Origin of the sequence: Kribbella sp. NBC_01505, assembly GCF_045040285.1 — a bacterium.
Classification (GTDB): domain Bacteria; phylum Actinomycetota; class Actinomycetes; order Propionibacteriales; family Kribbellaceae; genus Kribbella.
Map to the genome: position 1 here is coordinate 7,871,668 of NZ_CP109425.1, position 19,677 is coordinate 7,891,344.

Annotated in this window: 20 protein-coding genes; 8 read left to right on the plus strand and 12 right to left on the minus strand. The window is 68.7% G+C overall.

Going from position 1 to position 19,677, the window contains the following annotated elements:
- Positions 1-56 precede the first annotated feature (56 nt).
- Complete coding sequence (gene moaA / locus OG474_RS36975; RefSeq protein ID WP_405058291.1) at positions 57-1,076, plus strand: GTP 3',8-cyclase MoaA; 1,020 nt, start codon at positions 57-59, stop codon at positions 1,074-1,076.
- A 36-nt stretch (positions 1,077-1,112) separates the two neighbouring features.
- On the opposite strand, the gene OG474_RS36980 is transcribed toward moaA, so the two are convergent.
- A complete protein-coding gene (locus tag OG474_RS36980; protein WP_405058292.1) occupies positions 1,113-1,316 on the minus strand; it encodes a hypothetical protein in 204 nt (67 codons plus the stop codon).
- Between the two features lie 186 nt (positions 1,317-1,502).
- Positions 1,503-1,874: a DUF3099 domain-containing protein gene (locus tag OG474_RS36985; RefSeq protein WP_405058293.1), complete on the minus strand. Its 372-nt coding sequence runs from the start codon at positions 1,872-1,874 to the stop codon at positions 1,503-1,505.
- Positions 1,875-1,949: 75 nt separating this feature from the next.
- Between OG474_RS36985 and OG474_RS36990 the strand changes: the two genes are divergently transcribed.
- From OG474_RS36990 to OG474_RS37015, 6 genes are all read left to right on the plus strand, one after another.
- Positions 1,950-2,162, plus strand: a complete 213-nt coding sequence (locus tag OG474_RS36990) for a dodecin (protein ID WP_405058294.1) — start codon at positions 1,950-1,952, stop codon at positions 2,160-2,162.
- Positions 2,163-2,204: 42 nt separating this feature from the next.
- On the plus strand, positions 2,205-2,909 hold the full coding sequence (gene fabG, locus OG474_RS36995) for a 3-oxoacyl-[acyl-carrier-protein] reductase (protein WP_405058295.1): 705 nt from the start codon (positions 2,205-2,207) through the stop codon (positions 2,907-2,909).
- A gap of 30 nt (positions 2,910-2,939) precedes the next feature.
- Positions 2,940-3,710 carry an enoyl-ACP reductase FabI gene (gene fabI, locus OG474_RS37000; RefSeq protein WP_405058296.1) on the plus strand — a complete coding sequence of 257 codons (771 nt, stop codon included), beginning with the start codon at positions 2,940-2,942 and terminating at the stop codon, positions 3,708-3,710.
- A gap of 164 nt (positions 3,711-3,874) precedes the next feature.
- A complete protein-coding gene (locus OG474_RS37005) occupies positions 3,875-5,563 on the plus strand; it encodes a Mur ligase family protein (RefSeq protein WP_405058297.1) in 1,689 nt (562 codons plus the stop codon).
- 41 nt (positions 5,564-5,604) lie between these two features.
- Positions 5,605-6,468, plus strand: coding sequence for a hypothetical protein (locus OG474_RS37010; protein ID WP_405058298.1), 864 nt, complete (start codon positions 5,605-5,607; stop codon positions 6,466-6,468).
- Between the two features lie 66 nt (positions 6,469-6,534).
- Complete coding sequence (locus tag OG474_RS37015) at positions 6,535-6,873, plus strand: hypothetical protein (protein WP_405058299.1); 339 nt, start codon at positions 6,535-6,537, stop codon at positions 6,871-6,873.
- Here OG474_RS37015 and OG474_RS37020 read toward each other — a convergent pair.
- The 7 genes from OG474_RS37020 to OG474_RS37050 form a co-directional block, all read right to left on the minus strand.
- Positions 6,866-7,531, minus strand: a complete 666-nt coding sequence (locus tag OG474_RS37020) for a hypothetical protein (RefSeq protein WP_405058300.1) — start codon at positions 7,529-7,531, stop codon at positions 6,866-6,868. The two genes, OG474_RS37015 and OG474_RS37020, sit on opposite strands and share 8 nt — an antisense overlap.
- Before the next feature lie 30 nt (positions 7,532-7,561).
- The gene (locus tag OG474_RS37025) at positions 7,562-8,059 is read right to left on the minus strand and encodes a SigE family RNA polymerase sigma factor (protein WP_405058301.1); all 498 of its coding nucleotides are present in this window, start codon (positions 8,057-8,059) and stop codon (positions 7,562-7,564) included.
- Between the two features lie 263 nt (positions 8,060-8,322).
- Complete coding sequence (locus tag OG474_RS37030; protein WP_405058302.1) at positions 8,323-9,477, minus strand: Dyp-type peroxidase; 1,155 nt, start codon at positions 9,475-9,477, stop codon at positions 8,323-8,325.
- On the minus strand, positions 9,474-9,989 hold the full coding sequence (locus tag OG474_RS37035; protein WP_405064652.1) for a copper chaperone PCu(A)C: 516 nt from the start codon (positions 9,987-9,989) through the stop codon (positions 9,474-9,476). The genes OG474_RS37030 and OG474_RS37035 overlap by 4 nt, the downstream gene beginning before the upstream one ends.
- A gap of 29 nt (positions 9,990-10,018) precedes the next feature.
- Complete coding sequence (locus OG474_RS37040; protein WP_405058303.1) at positions 10,019-11,158, minus strand: glycoside hydrolase family 99-like domain-containing protein; 1,140 nt, start codon at positions 11,156-11,158, stop codon at positions 10,019-10,021.
- 3 nt (positions 11,159-11,161) lie between these two features.
- Positions 11,162-13,960 (minus strand): cyanophycin synthetase, encoded by a 2,799-nt coding sequence (gene cphA / locus OG474_RS37045; RefSeq protein ID WP_405058304.1) that lies wholly within the window; start codon positions 13,958-13,960, stop codon positions 11,162-11,164.
- A complete protein-coding gene (locus OG474_RS37050; protein WP_405058305.1) occupies positions 13,957-15,021 on the minus strand; it encodes a cyanophycinase in 1,065 nt (354 codons plus the stop codon). Before OG474_RS37050 ends, cphA begins: the two co-directional genes overlap by 4 nt.
- A 94-nt stretch (positions 15,022-15,115) precedes the next feature.
- Between OG474_RS37050 and OG474_RS37055 the strand changes: the two genes are divergently transcribed.
- A complete protein-coding gene (locus OG474_RS37055; protein ID WP_405058306.1) occupies positions 15,116-15,832 on the plus strand; it encodes a hypothetical protein in 717 nt (238 codons plus the stop codon).
- A gap of 3 nt (positions 15,833-15,835) precedes the next feature.
- Here OG474_RS37055 and OG474_RS37060 read toward each other — a convergent pair whose 3' ends face one another.
- From OG474_RS37060 to serB, 3 genes are all read right to left on the minus strand, one after another.
- On the minus strand, positions 15,836-17,209 hold the full coding sequence (locus tag OG474_RS37060; protein WP_405058307.1) for a glycoside hydrolase family 16 protein: 1,374 nt from the start codon (positions 17,207-17,209) through the stop codon (positions 15,836-15,838).
- Positions 17,210-17,276: 67 nt separating this feature from the next.
- A complete protein-coding gene (locus OG474_RS37065) occupies positions 17,277-18,152 on the minus strand; it encodes a GNAT family N-acetyltransferase (RefSeq protein ID WP_405058308.1) in 876 nt (291 codons plus the stop codon).
- A gap of 106 nt (positions 18,153-18,258) precedes the next feature.
- Positions 18,259-19,476 (minus strand): phosphoserine phosphatase SerB, encoded by a 1,218-nt coding sequence (gene serB / locus OG474_RS37070; RefSeq protein ID WP_405058309.1) that lies wholly within the window; start codon positions 19,474-19,476, stop codon positions 18,259-18,261.
- Between the last annotated feature and the right edge of the window lie 201 nt (positions 19,477-19,677).

Here is a 19,677-nt window from a genome sequence, read left to right on the forward strand (position 1 = left end):
TCTCGAACTTAAGCCATCGCCCCCAACCGCTGATCGTCGGCACGTACTCTGGCCTGGTGACGGCGACTGAAGAGGTGACACAGGTAGGCCTGGCCGACACCTATGGCCGGGTCGCCACGGATCTCCGGGTGTCGTTGACGGATCGCTGCAACCTGCGCTGCACGTACTGCATGCCGGAGGAGGGGCTCGACTGGCTGGCCAAGCCCGAGCTGCTCACGGACGACGAGATCGTCCGCCTGGTAGGGATCGCGGTCACCCAGCTCGGTGTCCGGGAGATCCGGTTCACCGGTGGTGAGCCGTTGCTGCGCCGCGGTCTGGTCGGCATCGTCGACCGTACGACGAACCTCGCGCCGCGGCCCGAGGTCTCGCTGACCACCAACGGGATCGGGCTGGCCCGGCAGGCAGTGGCGCTCAAGGCGGCCGGTCTGGATCGGGTGAATGTGAGCCTCGACACCATCCGGCCCGATACTTTCGCCGAACTGACCCGGCGGGACCGCCTGAAGGACGTGCTGGCCGGCATGGCGGCGGCTCAGGAAGCCGGACTGTCGCCGGTGAAGGTCAACGCGGTGCTGATGCGCGGGATCAACGACACGCACGCTTCGGAGCTGCTGGAGTTCTGTCTGGAGCACGGCTACGAGCTGCGGTTCATCGAGCAGATGCCGCTGGACGCGCAGCACGGCTGGGACCGGGCCACGATGGTGACCGCGGACGAGATCCTCGCGCAGCTGGGCGAGCCGTTCGGCCTGGAGCCGACCGACGCGGCGACCCGGGGGAGCGCGCCGGCCGAGATCTTCCGGGTCCGCGGTGGGGACCAGACGGTCGGGATCATCGCGTCGGTGACGCGGCCGTTCTGCGGCGACTGCGACCGGGTCCGGCTGACCGCGGACGGTCAGGTGCGGGATTGTCTGTTCGCCCGGACCGAATCCGACCTGCGCGGTGCACTAAGAGCGGGCGCCGACGATACGGAACTCGCGGATCGCTGGCGGCGGGCGATGTGGAAGAAACTCCCCGGGCACGGGATCAATGATCCCGAGTTCCTGCAACCGGTGCGCCCGATGTCCGCCATCGGCGGTTAAAGCGGCCGGACGACAATCCGGAAATATGCTTTTTCGCTAAGTCGCCGGTGCGTTGAAAGGTTCGACGTCGCGAAGGAATCCGCGGCGGTCGAGGAAGTCCGACAGGGTCGCCTTGTGCTCGTCGCACGCGAGCCAGGTCTTGCGCCGGTCGGGCGTGTGGATCTTGGGGTTGTTCCACAGCACCGCCCAGGTGGCGGCGTTGCCGCACCCCTTGGACGAGCAGATCTCGGGTAGGTCCATTACTGATTCCTCAATAATCAATAGCCTGGGGTAAATGATCGGCCCCGGCACAAATGAAGCGACGTCGGACAGCCACGGGGGGAGCCGTCCGACGCCGCATCAAGTGTCTGAATTCCAACAGTGAACTTCAGAGCACGCGGGAGATTCTGACACGGAACCCGGCGAACTTTCCAGTCCCGGCACAGATCACTTTTCGGTGTCGGTCTGTCGCACCCCATCGGGGTGTTCGGTTTCGTCGGGTTCGGCACGGATCACCGGGCCCGAAGATGCCTCCAGGGAAGGGCGCTCCGGCGCGACGTACGGGGTGCCGCCGTCCTGCGTCGCGGTCTTCGCGACGTTCGCCAGCACGACCGCGAAGTACGGCAGGAAGATCGCGCCGGCGACGAACATCCAGCGCCACGGCGACGGGGTGAACACGGCCAGCACGAAACAGACCACCCGCAGTCCCATCATCGCGGCGTACCGGATGATGCGGCTGTCCAGGTCCTCGGAACGGCCGGGTTGCGCACTCGTCACCGAAATGACCGTTTCGCCGGACCGTTCACGACGTTTGGACATCTATCCTCCTCACCAACAACCACGGTACGCCGCGCCTCCAGCCCGGGCGCAGGCAGGACAGAAAGGGCAGCGCTGATGACCGATCGCACCTACCGGGTCACCGAGCTCGTCGGTACGTCGAAAGAGGGGGTCGACGAGGCGATCACGAACGCCATCGGCCGGGCCGGCGAGACCCTGCGGCACCTCGACTGGTTCGAGGTGACCCAGATCCGCGGGCACATCGTCGACAACCAGATCGACCACTACCAGGTCGGACTGAAGGTCGGTTTCCGGCTCGAAGACTCCTGAGGATAGCGTTCGGCTACGACTGGCGACGGGTGAGGAGTTCTTGTGGGTAGGTCTGTGTTGGTGACCGGTGGCAACCGGGGGATCGGGCTGGCGATCGCGACCGCGTTCAAGGAAGCCGGCGACCAGGTCGCCGTCACCTACAACAGCAGTCCGCCGCCGGACGGCTTCCTCGGGGTGAAGTGCGACATCACCAACCAGGAAGAGGTCGACGCGGCGTTCGAGACCATCCAGGAGCAGCACGGTCCGGTCGAGGTGCTGGTGGCCAACGCCGGCATCACCCGCGACACGCTGCTGCTGCGGATGTCGGACGACGACTGGGACTCGGTCATCGACACCAACCTGACCGGCTCGTTCCGGGTCGCGCGGCGTGCGGCCAAGGGCATGCTGCGGCTGCGCAAGGGCCGGATCGTCTTCATCTCCTCGGTGGTCGGGCTGCTCGGCCAGGCCGGGCAGGTCAACTACGCGGCCAGCAAGTCCGGCCTGGTCGGGATGGCGCGCTCGATCGCGCGCGAGCTCGGCAGCCGCGGCATCACCGCGAACGTGGTCGCCCCGGGATTCGTCGAGACCGACATGACCGCCGTACTGCCCGAGGACACAGCCAAGCAGTATCTCGGCCAGATCCCGCTCGGCCGGTTCGGCCTGACCGAGGAGATCGCGCACGCGGTCCGCTGGCTCGCCTCCGAGGAGGCCGGGTACATCACCGGCGCGGTGATCCCGGTCGACGGCGGCATCGGTATGGGCAACTAGTCAACTCACTCTCGTGAAAGGGGGAAGCCGGTGGGCATCCTCGACGGCAAACGGATCCTGGTCGCCGGGGTCACACTGGACTCCTCGATCGGCTTCGCCACGGCCAAGGTCGCGCAGGAACAAGGCGCCACCGTGCTGATCTCGAACTTCGGCCGCGCGCTGAGCATCACCAAGCGGATCGCGAAGCGCCTGCCGACCGAGCCGCCGGTGCTCGAGCTCGACGTGACGAACGCCGACCACCTCGCCGCGCTGCCGGACGCCGTCCGGGAGCATGTCGACGGTCTCGACGGCGTCGTGCACTCGATCGCGTACGGGAACCCGGAGACGATCCTCGGCGGCAAGTTCCTCGAGGGTCCCTGGGAGGACGTGGCGCAGGCCGTGCACGTCTCGGCGTACTCGCTGAAGTCGCTCGCGACCACCTGCGCACCGCTGATGCCGCGCGGCAGCAGCGTGGTCGGGATGACCTTCGACGCGACCGTGGCGTGGCCCGGCTACGACTGGATGGGCGTGGCCAAGGCTGCCCTGGAGTCGACCAGTCGCTACCTTGCCCGCGACCTCGGCGCGCAGGGCATCCGCTGCAACCTGGTCTCGGCCGGCCCGCTCAAGACGCTGGCCGCAAAGGCGATCCCGGGCTTCGAGAAATTCGAAGAGCCCTGGCTCGAGCGCGCCCCGCTCGGCTGGGACCCGACCGACCTCGAACCCACCGGCAAGACCATCGTCGCCCTGCTCAGTGACTTCTTCCCCTCCACCACCGGCGAGATCATCCACGTCGACGGCGGCTACCACGCGATGGGAGCGTAGGAGATGTCCCCCAATCCCATGCGTGCTGCGCTGCACTCGGCGGCGCACCTCGCCGCACTGGGGCAAAAGCCACGATGGACCACATCGAGGCCTTCACCCCAGCACGCCGAGCTACACCACCGAGCACATGCTCGCGACTGCATGAGATCGGGGGACATCTCCTAGTGCCCACGACCTCTTTGGTTGAGCTCCGTGTCCTGGACGGCGCCAACCTCTACTTCAGCCGCGCGGCGGTCAAGCTGACGCTGGATGTGACTGCACTGGTCGACGCTCCGGCGCCGGCCGCGAAGGCTTATGCGCAGGCCGTAGGCCTGGGCGCCACCCGGCCGGGCCGGATCGGCTCCGGGTTCCGGCAGCGGTTCGCGATCCGGGTCACCGGTCACGTCGTACGGCGGATCGCCCGCGAGGCAGGGATCGGCCGGATCGGTGTCCGGGTCCGGCCCGAGTCGGACAACCATCGGCTGGTCGTGGCCTTCCCCTGGGCCCACGAACAGCGGGCGCGGGCGCTCGCGGCGGCGATCGTCGAGGTGCTGGACGCGTTCGGCGCCGAGCACCTGCCCGAGCTGATGGCGACCGTCGGCGAGCGGGTGCACAACGAGCCGCCCGGCAACGTGCCGCCGACCATCCGGCCGAAGGTGCCGGTCGTCGCGGTCACCGGGACCAACGGCAAGACCACGACCTCCCGGATGATCGCGCACATCGGCCGCGCGGCTGGGCTGCACGTCGGCTGGTCGAGCACCGACGGCGTCTACTTCGACGGCGAGCTCGTCAAGTACGGCGACTTCTCCGGCCCGAGCGGCGCCGGCCAGGTGCTGTCCCAGCCGGGCATCCAGCTGGCCGTCACCGAGACCGCCCGCGGCGGCATCCTGCGCCGCGGTGTGGGCGTCGTCTCGAACGACGTCTCCGTCGTCACCAACGTCACCGCGGACCACCTCGGCCTGGGCGGCATCGACACCGTCGACCAGCTCGCCGAGGTGAAGGCCGTCATCACCCACATCACCCGCCCGCGCGGCTGGTGCGTGGTGAACGGGGACGACCCGCGGACGTTCGCGATGCGGCTCGGCTCGCCGGCCAAGTGCTGGGTGTTCTCCCGCGATCCCGACTCGCCGTCGATCCGCGCCGTACTCGACGAAGGCGGCCGGGCCACTACCGTCCTCGACGGCTTCATCACGGTGCTCGACCAGGCGACCGACGCGGAACCGCTGCTGAAGGTCGTCGACGTACCGATGACGCTGTCCGGCCTGTCGCACTACAACGTGGAGAACGCGCTGGCGGCCGCCTCGGCGGCGCTCGGGCTCGGGCTGCCGCGGGCCGCGGTGATCGAAGGCCTGAGCACGTTCGCGCCGAACGAGAACAACCCCGGCCGGATGAACATGTACTCGCTGCGCGGCTTCACCGTCGTGATCGACCTCGCGCACAACGAGGCCGGCCTGGAAGCCCTGCTGGAGATCATGAACGGCGTACGCCACGAAGGTGGTCGTCTGCTGCTGGCGCTCGGTTCCCCGGGCGACCGGGCCGACGACATGGTCTCCGCGCTGGGTGCGATCGGTGCACGTGGCGCCGACCAGGTCGCGATCGGGCACAAGAGCGAGTACCTGCGCGGCCGGCCGCCGTCCGAGCTGGAGGCGGTGTTCCGCGAGGGGGCCGCGTCGGTCGGCGTCGACGACGTACCGGCGTTCCCGACCGAGCTCGAAGCGGCGCAGGCCTTGGTCGCTCAGGCAGTGCCGGGTGACGTGGTCGCCGTGATGTCTCTGCAGGATCGGGCGAGTCTTGACGGCTGGTTGCGGTCCGAGGGAGCTACCGTCGACACTGCGGAAGACTTGAAGACTAAGGTCGAGAGAGCCCAGCACTAACCCCCGTCCGCCTCGGTTGGGGGTGGGAACGGGGATGTGGAATGCGCTACCTGTGGTCGATCCCGGCTGCTGTCGTCGCCTGGTTCGTGGGTGGCTTCTCCGCGGCATACCTGAAGGGCCTGCCCGGCGGTACGACGATGTTCGTGCCGCCGCGGCTGGATCTCCTGCTCCTGGGCGGATTCGCCGGGGGAGTGCTCGCCGGTCTGCTGATCGCGCGGGTCCGCGCGACGGTGCCGCTCGTGGTGATCGTTGCCGCAGGCGCCTGGTGGCTGACCGGAAACCCATGGGACGAGCGGGGTCTGCTGATCTCGTTGCTGGTGGCAAGTGCTGTCGGCGGCATCTTCGGTGCCGTGGGCACCAGAAGCTCGGTGGTCGCCGCGTTCGCGCTTGCGCTTCCGCTCGCCTGGTACGCGCTGCGTCCCGCCGCTCAGCTGACTGACTTCCGCTGGCTCTGGCAGCTCAGCGGGCTGCTGGTCGGCGTGGGTCTGGCACTCGCCCTGTACGTCGCCTGCTGGTTGCGCGGGTGGCGTTCGGCGTACTACTGGATTCCGCTGACCGCTTGGTACCTCGCCTCCTTCGGCGTCGTCGCTGCGGTGCAGTCGATCGACCGAGCGCCTGGTGGTCAGTCGTTCAATGCGACTGTCGATGGCGCGATGGATGCGTTCTTCAACTCCTTCGAGCCGCTCCTGCGCGAGTACGGCGCTTGGCTCGTGGTGGCCGTCCTGCTCGCGATCCCGATGGTCGCGCTGAAGCTGCGCGCACTCCCGCCGGTCCCGCCGCCGCCCGACCCGTACGCCGAGCGGACGAACGACGCCGTACTGGGTGATGACCTCGACTGGATCGACCGCGAAGAGCCGCGCCGCCGGCTGCTTTCCCGCCGCAACACGCCGGAAAGCGCTCTCTAGGTGAAGGTTCAACCATAGGCTCGTCGGTGCACAGAGAAATCGCCCCCTCTTTCACCGGGAGTTCTTGTGAACCGTCGCATCCTCGTCGGCGCTGCTGCCACCACCCTCCTGCTCGGCGGCGCCACCGCCACCTCGGCCTCGGCGTACTCGGAGAGCACTGCTTGCGAGCCAGGCCTGGCCTGCTTCTACGAAACCACCAGCTTCGGCGGCAAGGCCGTCATCTACAAGGACGTCCCCACCGCCTGCACCCAGCTGACCTTCGCCCCCGGTGCCCTCTTCAACTGGTCCACCGAGGACGTCCTCCTCTACCGCACCCCCGACTGCACCGGCCAGGCCTCACTCGAGCCGGCCAACAACTTCCACAGCTACCCCAGCACGAAGTTCCTCAGCTTCCGCGCTAGCTGACCGGCTTGCCTTTCGCGTCGTAGGCCTGGAACTTCGGCTTGCCGAAGTCGACTCCGGGCAGGCCGAAGGCGTAGAAGAGCGTGGTCTTGGACGCGATCGTGGGGACCGGTTTCACCAGGTAGACCCGGTCACCGGACGTGATGCGGACGACTGCGGCCTTCGTGGAGGTGCTTCCGGCGAAGACCGTGAAACCGCCGTGCGCCGACCGGAACGGACGTGCCACGCCGGTCTGGTGTGGCACACAAGGTTTCATCGGATCGACCATCGGATCGGTGACCGCCTTGTGAAAGAGGCTCAGGCAGGCGTCGCGTCCGTGGATGAAGGCTTCCCAGATCTCGCCGTCGATGGTTCTGCTGGCTACCTGGTAGAGGTTCTCGGTTCGGTTCGGCTGTGGCGCCCAGCGAACGGAGTCGACGGTTTGAGTGCCATGCCCGGTCGGTGCACCGGCGACCTCGGGTGCACCGCCACGGAGCGCTCCGGCGAGCGGCGCCGCGGTGAGGGCGATCGCGGTGACGACTGCCGCACCGGCAAGGGAGATCCCGGTACGGCGCCGGCGGCGGCTGCGCGTGATTCCGGAGCGGACGAGTACTGCGGGGTCGGCGGGTTCGGGCCGGTCGTCGGTCAGTGTGGCGAACTTGTCGGCCAGGTCGTAGGTCATGCGATTCCCCTCCCGGCCAGGACGGCCAGCTCATCGGGTGTCGTGAAGTGGAGTTCGGCCCGGAGCACGTCGAGTCCGCGGCGCGTGTGTTTGTTTGACCGAGCCGACCGAACAGCCGAGCAGGTCGGCGACAGCGCGTTCGGGCAGGTCTTCGGCGTACCGGAGATAGACGGCGGCTCGTTGCCGCGGGCTCAGTTGCGCCATCGCCCGACGGAGTGCGAGCCGTTCGTCGATCTGGCCGGTGGCCGCGGCCACGGCGACGTCGGGTGGGCTGTCGGTCGGCTGCTCACCGAACCAGCGGCGGCGCCCGGCGGACAGGAAGGTGGTGGTCACGATCCGGCGCAGATAGCCCTCCGGACTTCCGCTACTGGCCTTGCCCCAGTGGAACCACAGCTTCGTGAACGACTCCTGCGCCAGATCCTCGGCGCGTTGATGGTCCAGGGTCAGCGCATAGGCCAGGCGGGCGGTCGCGCTCCAGCGTGCTCGTACGAAGTCGTCGAAGTCCGCCTCGGTCGGTCGGTCTCTCATCGGCATCGCCTCCTCACCCCCTAGAACGCTCTACCGAGCGTGCCAGGGTGACAGGTCAGCCGAAGAGCTTCTGGAAGGCGGGCGGATGGCGAAGGTGGCGGGCCGCGTCCGATCGTCGGCGCGTTGGCAGCCCGGCGGGAGGCGGGGGCGTGAACAAGAACTGGTGGGCGTGAACAAGTTATGACCTGTTCCCGGCCACCACGAGGGCTGCGCGCCCACGGGTTCTGGTGGGGTTGCGTGGCGGATCCGGGGAAGGCGAGCTGTCAGCTGAAGAGTTTTTGGCCGATCCAGCCGCCGGGGTGGAGGCCGGGTGGGATGGTGAAGGTGGCGGAGCCGATGGTGGTGGTCCATTCGTTGAGGGCGTCGGCTGCGTCGAGGCGGGCCAGGAGGGGGAAGAACTGGCTGGTGATGTCGGCCTGGTAGCTGAGGAAGATGAGGCCGGACTCGCGGGTGGTGCCGGTGTCGTGGACGTAGTTGAGGCCTTTGCGGAAGATGCGGCGGCCGTCGTTCTCGGAGTGGTGGGCCAGGCGGGCGTGGGCGTTCGCGGCGATCAGTGGGCGGCCGTCGGGGTCGCGGGCGTCGAGGTCGAGTTCGTCGTGTTCGGCGGTGCCGGTCAGGGGTGCGCCGGTGCTGAGTTTGCGGCCGACGGCGCGTTCCTGTTCGGAGCGGGTGAGTTCGTCCCAGGTGTCGAGGTTGAGTTCGACGCGCCGTACGACGAGGGTCGTGCCACCGTCGGCGGACCAGACGGTCGCGTCGAACTCCGGCGTACCGACGGCTGGGTTGCCGGTGCCGTCGACCTGGCCGAACAGGTTGCGGCCGGTGATCGCTCCACCGTCGGGGCCGGTGCTGTTCCAGAATCCGGTCTGCCGCCAGGCCGGTACTGCGAACGGCTTCGCGTCCGCGACCAGCCGCCGTACGGCGTGCACGACGCTCAGCTCGTCATCCGCGCCGACGACGATGAGCAGGTCGCCACCCGACCACGCGTTCTGCAAGCGGTCGTGCCGCATCACCGGCAGATCGTCCGGACCGGCCGCCTTCTGTCCCGCCAGCTCGAACACCCGCGGGCCGAACCCGACCGTCGTCGTCAACGCGACCCCAGAGGTGGCCAACTCCGGCGCGGTGTCCCCAGGCGCCGGTCGCCCGTTGCCTAGCGCAACAATGTCCGCGCTCCACAACCGCATCAACCGCGCGAGCGCGGCCTTGTCGGTCCCGGGCAGGAGCTTGAAGGCCACCAACTCCGCATGACGAGGAGAGGTGGCAGCGACACCGGGCTGGTGATCGCCGTACGGATCAATCAACCGGCTGGCCGGTGGCGGCGGCACAGGCTGATCGAGGGCAACGACGGCGCCACCCGTGACCGCAGCACCCGCGGCCGCGGCTCCGGCGTACCCGAACAGCTGTCGCCGTGACGGCTTCACTTGGTGGAAGGCGTTGGGTGGTAGTGCTCTTCTTCCTCGGTGAAGGCCTTGACCGGGACGGTGAGGTCGTGGGTCGTGTTGTCGGAGAACTTCAGCGTCAGCGGGACCTCGTCACCGGGCTTCAGCGGCTTCTTCAGGCCCATCAGCATGATGTGGTCGCCGCCGGGGGACAGATGCGCGTGCGAGGTGGCGGGGACGTTCACACCACCGGCCTTCTCCTGCATCACCATCTTGCCGTCCTTCATCGCCATCTCGTGCAACTGCACCATGCCCGCGACCGGAGAGGTTGCCGAGATCAACTTGATGTCGGCGTTGCCCGGGTTGGTCAGCGCCATGAACGCCGCCGTCATCGTGGTGTCCTTGGTGCCGACGGTCGCGCGGACCCATGCGTCCTCTACGAGCACGCTCGGCGTCTGCACCGCAGCAGCGGCGGGCTTCGGGGCCTCCGCCGTACCGCAGGAGGACAGCAGGACCGGGACAGCGACGGCGATCGTGGCCGCCAGCAACTTCATCTTCACGCAACGGCCAACGACGCTGACCCTTAGCGAGTTCCGTCGATCCCCAGCGTGTCGCGAATCACCTCGAGAAACGCGGTCCCGTGGGTCGTGTCCGGCAGCAGATAGGAACCCTCGGTCCATTCGTTCCACGCGTTCACGGTGATGATCGGGTGCCGCGGTTTCCGCCGTACGACGAAGTCTCGCGCCTGCCGCAGCCCCTCGGCGAACGCCGCCGGCCCGGGATCCCAGACCGACGTCCACGGATACGACCCGGCGGCATACGGGTGACTCTGATCGGTCCGCGGGGACGGATCCCAGCCGACCGTCACGTTCGGATGGAAGTCCACGTCGAGCAGGTCGGCGTAGCGCTCGTACTCCGCGAAGGCCGACTCGCGCATCGCCTCGATCGGAGCCTCCGGGAACGGCGAGCCGCCGACATCGTGGTGATGCACCCACACGTACGACGTACCGGAATCGAACCCGAGCTCGCGCACCCAATCCACCACCAACGGAGACTCGCTCGACGTAGGAAGCACCGCCGAACTCCACAGCACCGCATCCAGGTGCAGCCCCGGAAACCCAGCCGCGACCGTCTCCGCGCGGAACCAGTCCAGCGCATCGCGAGCAGCCGCGACCCCGCCCAGCCCATCGATGAAGTTCGCCAGGTCGTAGACCGTGAACCACGGCCGGCCGTCCATCGTCAGGTAGTTCGGTTCGGAGAAGTACCGCGAGATGACGTGCCGCGCCATCTCCTCGAACGCCGTCCGGTCCAGCGCACCGTTCTTCAGCAACCCCGGTACGCCGGTGCGCCGGTCCGGGAAGATGTCGACGAGCTGATGATTCGCCCACATGAGCGCGAACTTCACCTGTGAACGGTTCTCCGCCCGCAGGAACCCGTTGCTGAGGGCCCCCTCCAGATACGGACCGTCGTCGTACCAGTAGTAGTCGAACAGAAACCCGTCCACCCCATGCGCCGCAGCCAAAGCGATGTCGGCGAAAGCGCAAGCCGGATCCGCCTCATCGCGATACCCGAGTGCCGGCACCCGCGGCTGCCGATGCCCCGGGAACCGCGGCCGCGCCGCCTGCAGCAACGACCACTCGGTCCACCCGGCGCCGAACCACGCCGCGTTGCGTGGATCGGCATGCCAGTCAGGGAAGTAGTACGCCAGCACAGTCGGGCGCATGCCCTACTCCTCCGGTACGTCGGTCTCCTCGGGCTTCACGAAGTCCGGATCGCCACCCTCGTCCCCGGAGCGCGCGCCCGCCTGGGCGAGATGCGACACGGACTCGAGCTCGCTCAGCACGGTCTGGTGCTGGTCGACGCACATGACGACGAGGTCGCCCCGGTTCGACCGGGCCAGCGCGTGCCGGATCGCGGTCAGCTCGTCGATCACGATCTCGACCTGACGGCACCGGGCCCCGGCCTCCATCGCCCGCCGGACGCCGACCGCGATCAGCTCGGCCAGCTCGCCGCGCTGCCGACCGCGCAGCCGCGCGTCCTCACGGACGATCAGTACGTCGAAGTGCTGGGCCGCGACCTCGCCCAGCTCGAGGATGTCCTCGTCGCGCCGGTCGCCCGCAGTCGCGATCACGCCGATCCGGGACGGTCGCCCGAGCTCGGACGACGCGATCAGGCTCTCGCCGAGCCGGTCGACGAAGTCGCCGAGCATCCGCATCGCGGGCGCGTTGTGGCAGTAGTCGACGATAACCGTCCGGCCGTCGACATCGATCTCGTTCAGCCGGCCGGGGGACAGGTAGTACGAAGTGTTGAACGTCCGCAGGCCCTGGCGGATGTCGTGCAGCGGCGCACCGGCCGCGAACGCGGCCGCAGCGGCCGCCATCGCGTTCTGCACGTTCATCATCGCCCGGCCGCCAAACGTTGCCGGGAGCAAGTGTGTCCAGGCCAGCTGCATCGACCGGCGGCCGTGCTTGACCACGATCATGTCGCCGAGCTCGGAGCGCTCGAGCACCACCGCGCGACCACCGCGACGGCAGTGCCCCTCGATGTACTCGCGGACCTCGCTGCCAGGCTCGGCCATGCTGAACCACACGACCTGCCCCGAACACTTCCGCCGCATCTTGCGAACCAGCGGGTCGTCGGCGTTCAGCACGGCGTACCCAGTCCGCGGCACGGCCTCGACGAGCACACCCTTCACATCGGCGAGCTGCTCGAGCGTGTCGATCCCGCGCAGCCCGAGGTGATCCGGCTGCACATTCAGTACGACGGCGATGTCGTTCCGCTCGTAGCCGAGGCCCTCGCGCAGGATGCCGCCGCGGGCGACCTCGAACACGGCGAAGTCGACGCGCGGGTTCTGCAGGACCATCCGGGCCGACTTCGGGCCGGAGGCGTCGGACCGGATCACCAGCCGCTCGTCGATCACGATGCCGTCGGTCGACGTCATACCGACCTTGCGGCCCATGCCCTTGAAGACGTGGCTGATCATCCGCGAGGTGGTGGTCTTGCCGTTCGTGCCGGTCACGGCGACGATCGGGATCCGGCTGGTCGCGCCCGGCGGGAACAGCATGTCGACGACCGGCTTGGCGATGTACTGCGGCTCGCCGATCGTCGGGTTGGTGTGCATCCGGAAGCCCGGTGCGGCGTTGACCTCGCAGATCGCGCCGCCGGTCTCGCGCACCGGCTGGGTGATGTCGGGGCAGATGAAGTCGATGCCGGCGATGTCGAGCCCGATCATCCGGGCCGCCTCCTCGGCGATCTCGACGTTCTCCGGGTGCGCCTCCCAGGTCCGGTCGATCGAGATACCACCGGTGGACATGTTGCCGGTGAGCGTGAGCTTCACCGTCACGTCCTCGGGCGGTACGTCGTCCAGCTCGAACCCCTGCGTGCGAACCAGCTCGCGGGCGGCCGCGTTCACGGTGATCCGGGTCAGGATCTTCTCGTGCCCGACCCCGCGGCGCGGGTCGGCGTTGGTGATGTCGACCAGCTCGGCCACCGTGTGCACGCCGTCGCCGACCACATGCGCGGGGACGCGCTCGGCGATGGCCTCCATCCGGCCGTTGATGATCAGGCAGCGGTAGTCCTTGCCGACCACCATGTTCTCGACGATCACCCAGCCGCGGCGGGACTGCTCGGCCGCGATCGGGAAGGCCTCGCGGACGGCGTCGGCGTCCTGCAGGTTCAGGCAGACGCCACGGCCGTGGTTGCCGTCGAGCGGCTTGCAGACGACCGGGTAGCCGAGCTTGTTCGCGACCGAGACGGCCTCGTCGACCGTGCGGATCGACTCCGACCGCGGCACCGGCAGACCGGCCGAGGCGAGCAGCCGCGTCGTCAGGTCCTTGTCACTGGCAACGTCGACCGCGATCGACCCGGTCTCGGACGTCATCGTCGCGCGGATGCGCTTCGCGTGCACACCCTGGCCGAGCTGGACCAGGCTGGCCTTGTTCAGCCGGATCCACGGGATGTCGCGGGAGACGGCCTCGTCCACGATCGCCTGGGTCGACGGACCGAACGCCGTCCGCTCCGCCTGCTTGATGAACTTCTCCAGCTCGACTGTGAAGTCGAACTCCGGGTCCGTCTGGACGAGGTTGTTCACGAACCGGACGGCCAGCTCACCGGCTGCCAGCCCGACCGCCTCATCGGCGTACGCGTAGACGATGTTGTAGCGCCCCGGGTGGCCCTTGACCTGGCGGGTCTTGCCGCGCCGCATGTCGTGGCCGGCCTCCTGCTGCAGCTGCAGGGCGACGTGCTCGGCGATGTGGCCGAGCCAGGTGCCCTCGTTCAGCCGCTCGATGAAGCCGCCACGGCGGCCGCGCGAGCAGTGGTGCTGGTCGAGCCGCGGCAGGTGCTCGAGAAGCTTCTCGGTGAAGCCGGGGATCGTGTTCGACGGGAAGCTCTCCAGCGACCCGAGGTCGACGACCAGGTGGATCGCGGGCTCGTAGCTCCACACGTTCGCCCCGCGGTAGACGCGGGTCTCGATGATCTTGAGGTCGGGGCTCGGAGTCCCGGCGGTGGCGGTCGTATCGGTCATGCGGTCCCACTGTCTGGCTCGAAGCGGTCGGGGGTGTCGAGGTCGGCGCCGGCCGTGATCGGCTCGGTCGCCCCCGGTCTGGACTCCCCGGCAGCCGCTGGGCGCGCAGCCTTGGCCGTCCGGCGGCCTGCGCGCTTCTTGCGGTCCGCGTAGTACTTCGGTGAGACGCCCTCGGCCGCGATCTCCTTGGCCAGCTTCCGCAGGTCGGCCTCGGCCGCCTCCAGTCCGGCGATCTCCTCGGCCGCCGGCTGCGGCCCGTACGACAACAGCACCCGCGCCTGCAGATCGAACGTCGCCGTCGCCGGCAGCACATGCAGCACGACGCCCGACGCGAGCAGCGGCTCCGACCGGCTCGCGTTGTGCGCGTTGGAGTTGATCCGGCTGCCGTCGAAGATCGTCACCGCGCCGCGGCCGACAACCTCCAGATGAGTTCCCCGTACGACGGCCGCCGTGTCCTCGTCGACGCCGATCCCCAGGAGCCCGGGGGACTGCGCGACCAGCGACAGCAGCCGCCCGTACCGGTTCCGCTGGGCGAAGTGCTGGTCGACGATCGCGCCCTGCACCAGGCCGAGCCCGTTCGACAGCTGGCTCATCCGCTGCCGCGGTGTCGCCCCGGACCGGCCGAAGGCGATCATGTGCTCGGCCAGGATGCTCGCACCGGCCGACGTCCCACCGACCGCCGCCCCGCGCGCGTGAGCCGCGGTGACGGCCCGGCCGAACGCCGTACCGGTGACCACTCCGGCGAGCTTCAACTGGTTGCCGCCGGTCATGAAGATGCCGGTGGCGTCGTGCAGGGGCGCGATGAACGCCGGGTCGTCGGCGTCCTCCCGGTTCTCCGGGCGGACTCCGACGACGCTCTGTGCTCCCAGGGCCGCGAACAGCGCGTGGTAGACATCCACCACGTCCTGCCCGAGCGCCGATGCGGTGGGCACCACCACGATCCGCGCCTTCGACCCACCGGCAGCCTCGACGAACTCCTGCAGCACCGTGCGCTTCTTCAGCTTGTCCTCGGCACCGCCGATCGCGAAGAGAGCTCCCGGTCCACCCTGCAGTTCAGACATAGGCGAAGGATAAAGGTTCAGGCCCGCAGGCCGTGCATTGCAACAAGGTGCAAAAAGGTGCCCGAATCGTCACTCCGCGTGGAACCCTCCGACAGTGAAGAAGATGGTGATGCCGATCCTGGCCGCCGGAGCCCTCGTGCTGCTGGCCGCCTGCGGCGGTTCCGGCGACCCGGGCGCGGTCCTGACCCAGGCCGACTTCGCCGCCAAGGTGCGGGCGGCGATGCAGGCGAAGGGCAGCTTCCGATCCGTTGCCGTGAACATCGATGCGGAAGGGGTCACGAGGTTCACCACCGACGTCAAGCTGTCCGGCGCCCGCGCCGACGTGTCCGGGACCACGTCCGACGACGGTGAGGTCAGCAGCGTCGTCCGGGTCGGCGGCGAGCTCTACGCGCGGGACAAGGCCCTGAGCACCGACCCGGCCAAGCCGTGGGTGAAGTTCGACCCGAAGGGCACGACCCTGAATGCAACGCTGATCCAGCTGCTCGCCACCCGGACCGAGACCTACGAGCTGATCGGCGGCGCGGCGTACGCGACCAGCTTCAGCTCGGCACCGGCCGGGGAGTCGACGGTCTACTCGATGACGATCGACCTGCCGAAGGCCACCGCGGCGAAGGCGCTCGGCGACTACATCAGCGCCGGGATGGTTGCCGAGCTGAAGCTGCACGAGGTCCCCGTGAGGGCGACGGTGGGCAAGGACATGCTGCTGACGAAGCTCGAGTTCGAGCTCGACGGCACCAAGGTGGTCGCCGATTTCGGCAACTACGGGGCCCCGGTGACGATCGCCGTACCGGGGCCCGCCGAGATCCTGTAGTGCTCAGTGGCCGAAGGTGAACCAGTTGACGTTGACGAAGTCGGCCGGCTGGCCGCTGCTGAAGGTCAGATAGACGTCGTGTACGCCGGTGACCGCGGAGATGTTCGCCGGGACCGAGCGCCACGACTGCCAGCCGCCGGTGTTGCCGACCGCGAAGCTGCCGATCGGGGCGTTGCTGCGACTGTCCAGGCGGACTTCGACCAGACCGCTGACTCCACCGCCTGCGCCGGAGGCCACGCGCGCTGTGAACTGGTGCGCGGCTGAGCTGCTGAAGTCGATGGCTCGGTAGAGCGCCCAGTCGCCGTTGCCGACCTGCATCAGGTTCTGGCCGCCGCCGGTGTCGCTCGTGGTCTCGATTCCGGTGCCGCTCTGCTGCTGGGAGGACTCGGCCTGGATGGTGCTGTAGGCGTTGCCGCCACCACCTGGTGGGGGAGAGGTCGGCGGAGGCGTGCTGCCGCCACCCTTCTGCGTCACGGCGACGTAGTCGACGACCATCGGCCGGTCCGGCACGGTTTCAGCGCGTGGGGTCGGTCCGTTGAGTGCATCCGGGAACGCCCCGCCGATCGCCAGGTTCAGCAGGATGAAGTAGCCGGCGTGCGAGGTCATGTTCGTCCAAGTGTCGGCCGGGAGCTGACCCTGACTGATCGAGTGGAACTGCTGGCCGTCGACGTACCAACGGAACTGCTGGGGCGAGATGCTCGTGTCCCACTCGAAGCGGTAGGTGTGGAAGCCGGACTGGCAGGTCGAGCCGGGGCAGGCGCGGTTGGCGCCGAGGCCGGTCGTCTCGTTGCACGGGCCGCCGGGGTTCACGCCACAGTGCAGGACACCCCAGACCGAGTTGATCCCGTTGACGTTCTCCATGATGTCGAACTCGCCGATGCCGGGCCAGTTCCAGTAGTTGCCCCGGTACGGCGAACCCAGCGCCCAGAACGCCGGCCAGTATCCGAGCGCGGCGTTGCCGGTGACGTTCGGCATCTGGATGCGGCTCTCCATCGCGAGCACCCCGCCGGCCGGCGGCTTGAAGTTGCTGCGCTGGGTCTCGATCCGGCCGGAGGTCCAGTTGCCGGCGCCGTCGCGGCGCGGCGTGATCTTCAGGTTGCCGGTGCCGTCGAGGGCGATGTTGTTGGTGCTGTTGGTGTAGTTCTGGACCTCGCCGGTACCCCAGTTGCCGGGGCCGCCGGGGTAGCCGTGGCCGGTGTCGATGATCCAGTTCGCGCCGGACGGGAGCGTGTTCGCCGGTCCGTCGAAGTCGTCGACCCAGACGGTCGACCACCCGGCCGGTGGCGGTGGGGCGCTCGCCTGCGCGACGACAGTCAGCGAGGCGGCGATGAGCAGCGGTGCGGCGAGAGACGCCACGAAGAGCGGACGAGAACGCACAGAGACCTCCAGGGGCGGGTTGAGGTTCTGCCCAATGTGAGCGCTCTCACGCTGCGGTGTCAACAGTTCAGAGCATCAGCCGATACACGGTCGTGCTGCGCCGAACCCGCAGGCCGAGGTGCTCGTACATCGCCAGCGCACCGGTGCCCGAGTGCGTCCAGAGGATCAGGTTGTCCCGACCCATCCGCCGGAATTCCGCGGCCGTCCGGTCCAGCATCGCCCGGGCGATCCCGCGGTTGCGGTGGCCGGTTTCAACGGCGAGCTGTTCGACGTACCCCTCCTCGCCGTCGAGCGCGATCACCACACCGACGATGGCGTCGCCGTCGTACGCGAGGGTCGATGCCTCCGGTAGGAAGCTGCTGCGGGCGACCGTGAGCTCGGCCCACTCGTCGAACGACTTCCGCCGAGCCCCGAAAGCAGCAAACGCGTCCTCGATCACGTCGTGCACCTCAGCCGCGCGATCCGGGTCGTAGCCGGCCAGCCGAATGCCGGTCGGCACCTCACCAGTCGGCGCGTCGCCGAGCGGTCGCTCGAGGAGCCAGTTGGTTGCCAGTACGTCGTACTGGCGTTGCTGCAGTAGTTCGGTCCCGGCCTTGTCGGCGTCATCGACCGTCTGCGCGATCCACTCGCTACCGACCTCCCGCGAGCGCGCCTCCGCCCAGTCGAGCAGCCGAGCCCCAAGCCCAAGTCCCCGGTACGACGGATGCACGTCCACCTGCGCCCGCTTGCCGCCGTGATTCCACGCCCACGCGACCAGCTCACCGTCCGGCGCCTCCAGGACGAGCGTGTCGAGGTCCAGGTCGATCAACGGCCGCCGCAGATCCGCGCCCACCCGATCCGGCACCACCTCGGCCGCTCCGTGCCACCCCACCTCACCCGCCGCGATCACCCCATAGATCGCCTGCGCGTCCTCAACCCCCGCCGCCCGGCTCCTGAACTCCATAACCCCCGATCGTATCCGCGCCCCTGCCTGCCGCGCCCCAAATGGCGAGGGGCGTGGGTTCGCCCACCATCGGTGGGTGGGTCCAGGAAATGGCGAGGGGTGGGGGTTACCTGGGTTGGTCGGCGTCGGCGGTTTCTACTTCCTCGCGGCTGATGCCCAGGAGGTAGAGGATCGTGTCGAGGTAGGGGACGCTGACGTGGGTGTCGGCGGCGGCCTGTACGACGGGCTTGGCGTTGAAGGCGACGCCCAGACCCGCAGCAGCCAGCATGTCCAGGTCGTTGGCACCGTCGCCGATCGCGACTGTCTGCGACAGCGGCGTCTTGGAACGCTCGGCGAACTGACGCAGCGCGGTCGCCTTGCCGGCGCGGTCGACGATCTCGCCGATCACGCGGCCGGTGAGTCTGCCGTCGATGATCTCGAGCTCGTTCGCCTTCGCGTAGTCGATGCCGAGCTCCGCGGCGAGCTTGTCGGTGATCTGGCTGAAGCCGCCACTGACGATCGCGAACTGGTACCCGAGCCGCTTCAGCGTCCGCACGAGCGTCCGGGCCCCCGGCGCGAACTGGATCGCGTCGTACACCTCGTCAAGGGCCGACGCCGGAAGCCCGGCCAGCGCCTTGACCCGGTGCTCGAGCGACTGGGCGAAGTCGAGCTCACCGCGCATCGCCTGATCGGTGACCCGGGCAACCTCCTCGAGCCGGCCCGCGTGCCCGGCGAGCATCTCGATCACCTCGCCCTGGATCAGCGTGGAGTCGACGTCCATCACGATCAGCCGCTTGGCGCGCCGGTACAACCCACCATCCTGTACGGCGACATCCAGCCCCTGGCGAACGCCTTCCTGCGCGAGCACCGTCCGCAACGTCTCGGGCTGCGCACCCGACACCGCGATCTCCATCGCCGTCACCGGGTACCGCGCCATCCGGCTGATCCGGTCGATGTTCGCCCCGGTGTCCGCGATCCGCCCGGCGATCGCCGCCAGCCCGACCGCCGACAACGGATGCCCGATCACGGTCACCTGGCTGCGGCCCTTGCGCCGGGGCTCGTTGTCACCGACACCCTTCTTCACCGAGATGTCGATGTCGAGCGCGGTGGCGAGCGCCTTCAGCTCTTCCTTCAGGTTCTTGTGGTCCCGCGGCGCGGACAGCAGTACGCCCAGGATCAGCCGCCCCCGCAGCACGACCTGCTCGGCGTCGATCACCTCCAGCCCGCGCGTCGCCAGCGTCGACAGCACAGCGGACGTCAGCCCCGGCCGGTCCGTCCCGGTCAACGTGACCAGCAACGTCGGCCGCTCAGCCGAATTCATCTCAACCTCAGCCTCTGCAGTCATCTCACCCCGAACGCTACCCACAACACCTGTCGCCCAGTGGTCCGGTCCACATCCCAAACGTGAACACCCGCCCCCAGCCGCCGCCCCCAACCGCCGTTGCCCCTCGAAGCGAGGGGTTGCCCACTCGTTCCCAGTGGGCAACCCCCCACTTCGACCGGCAACCCCCCACTTCGACCGGCAACCCCCCACTTGAGGGGATGC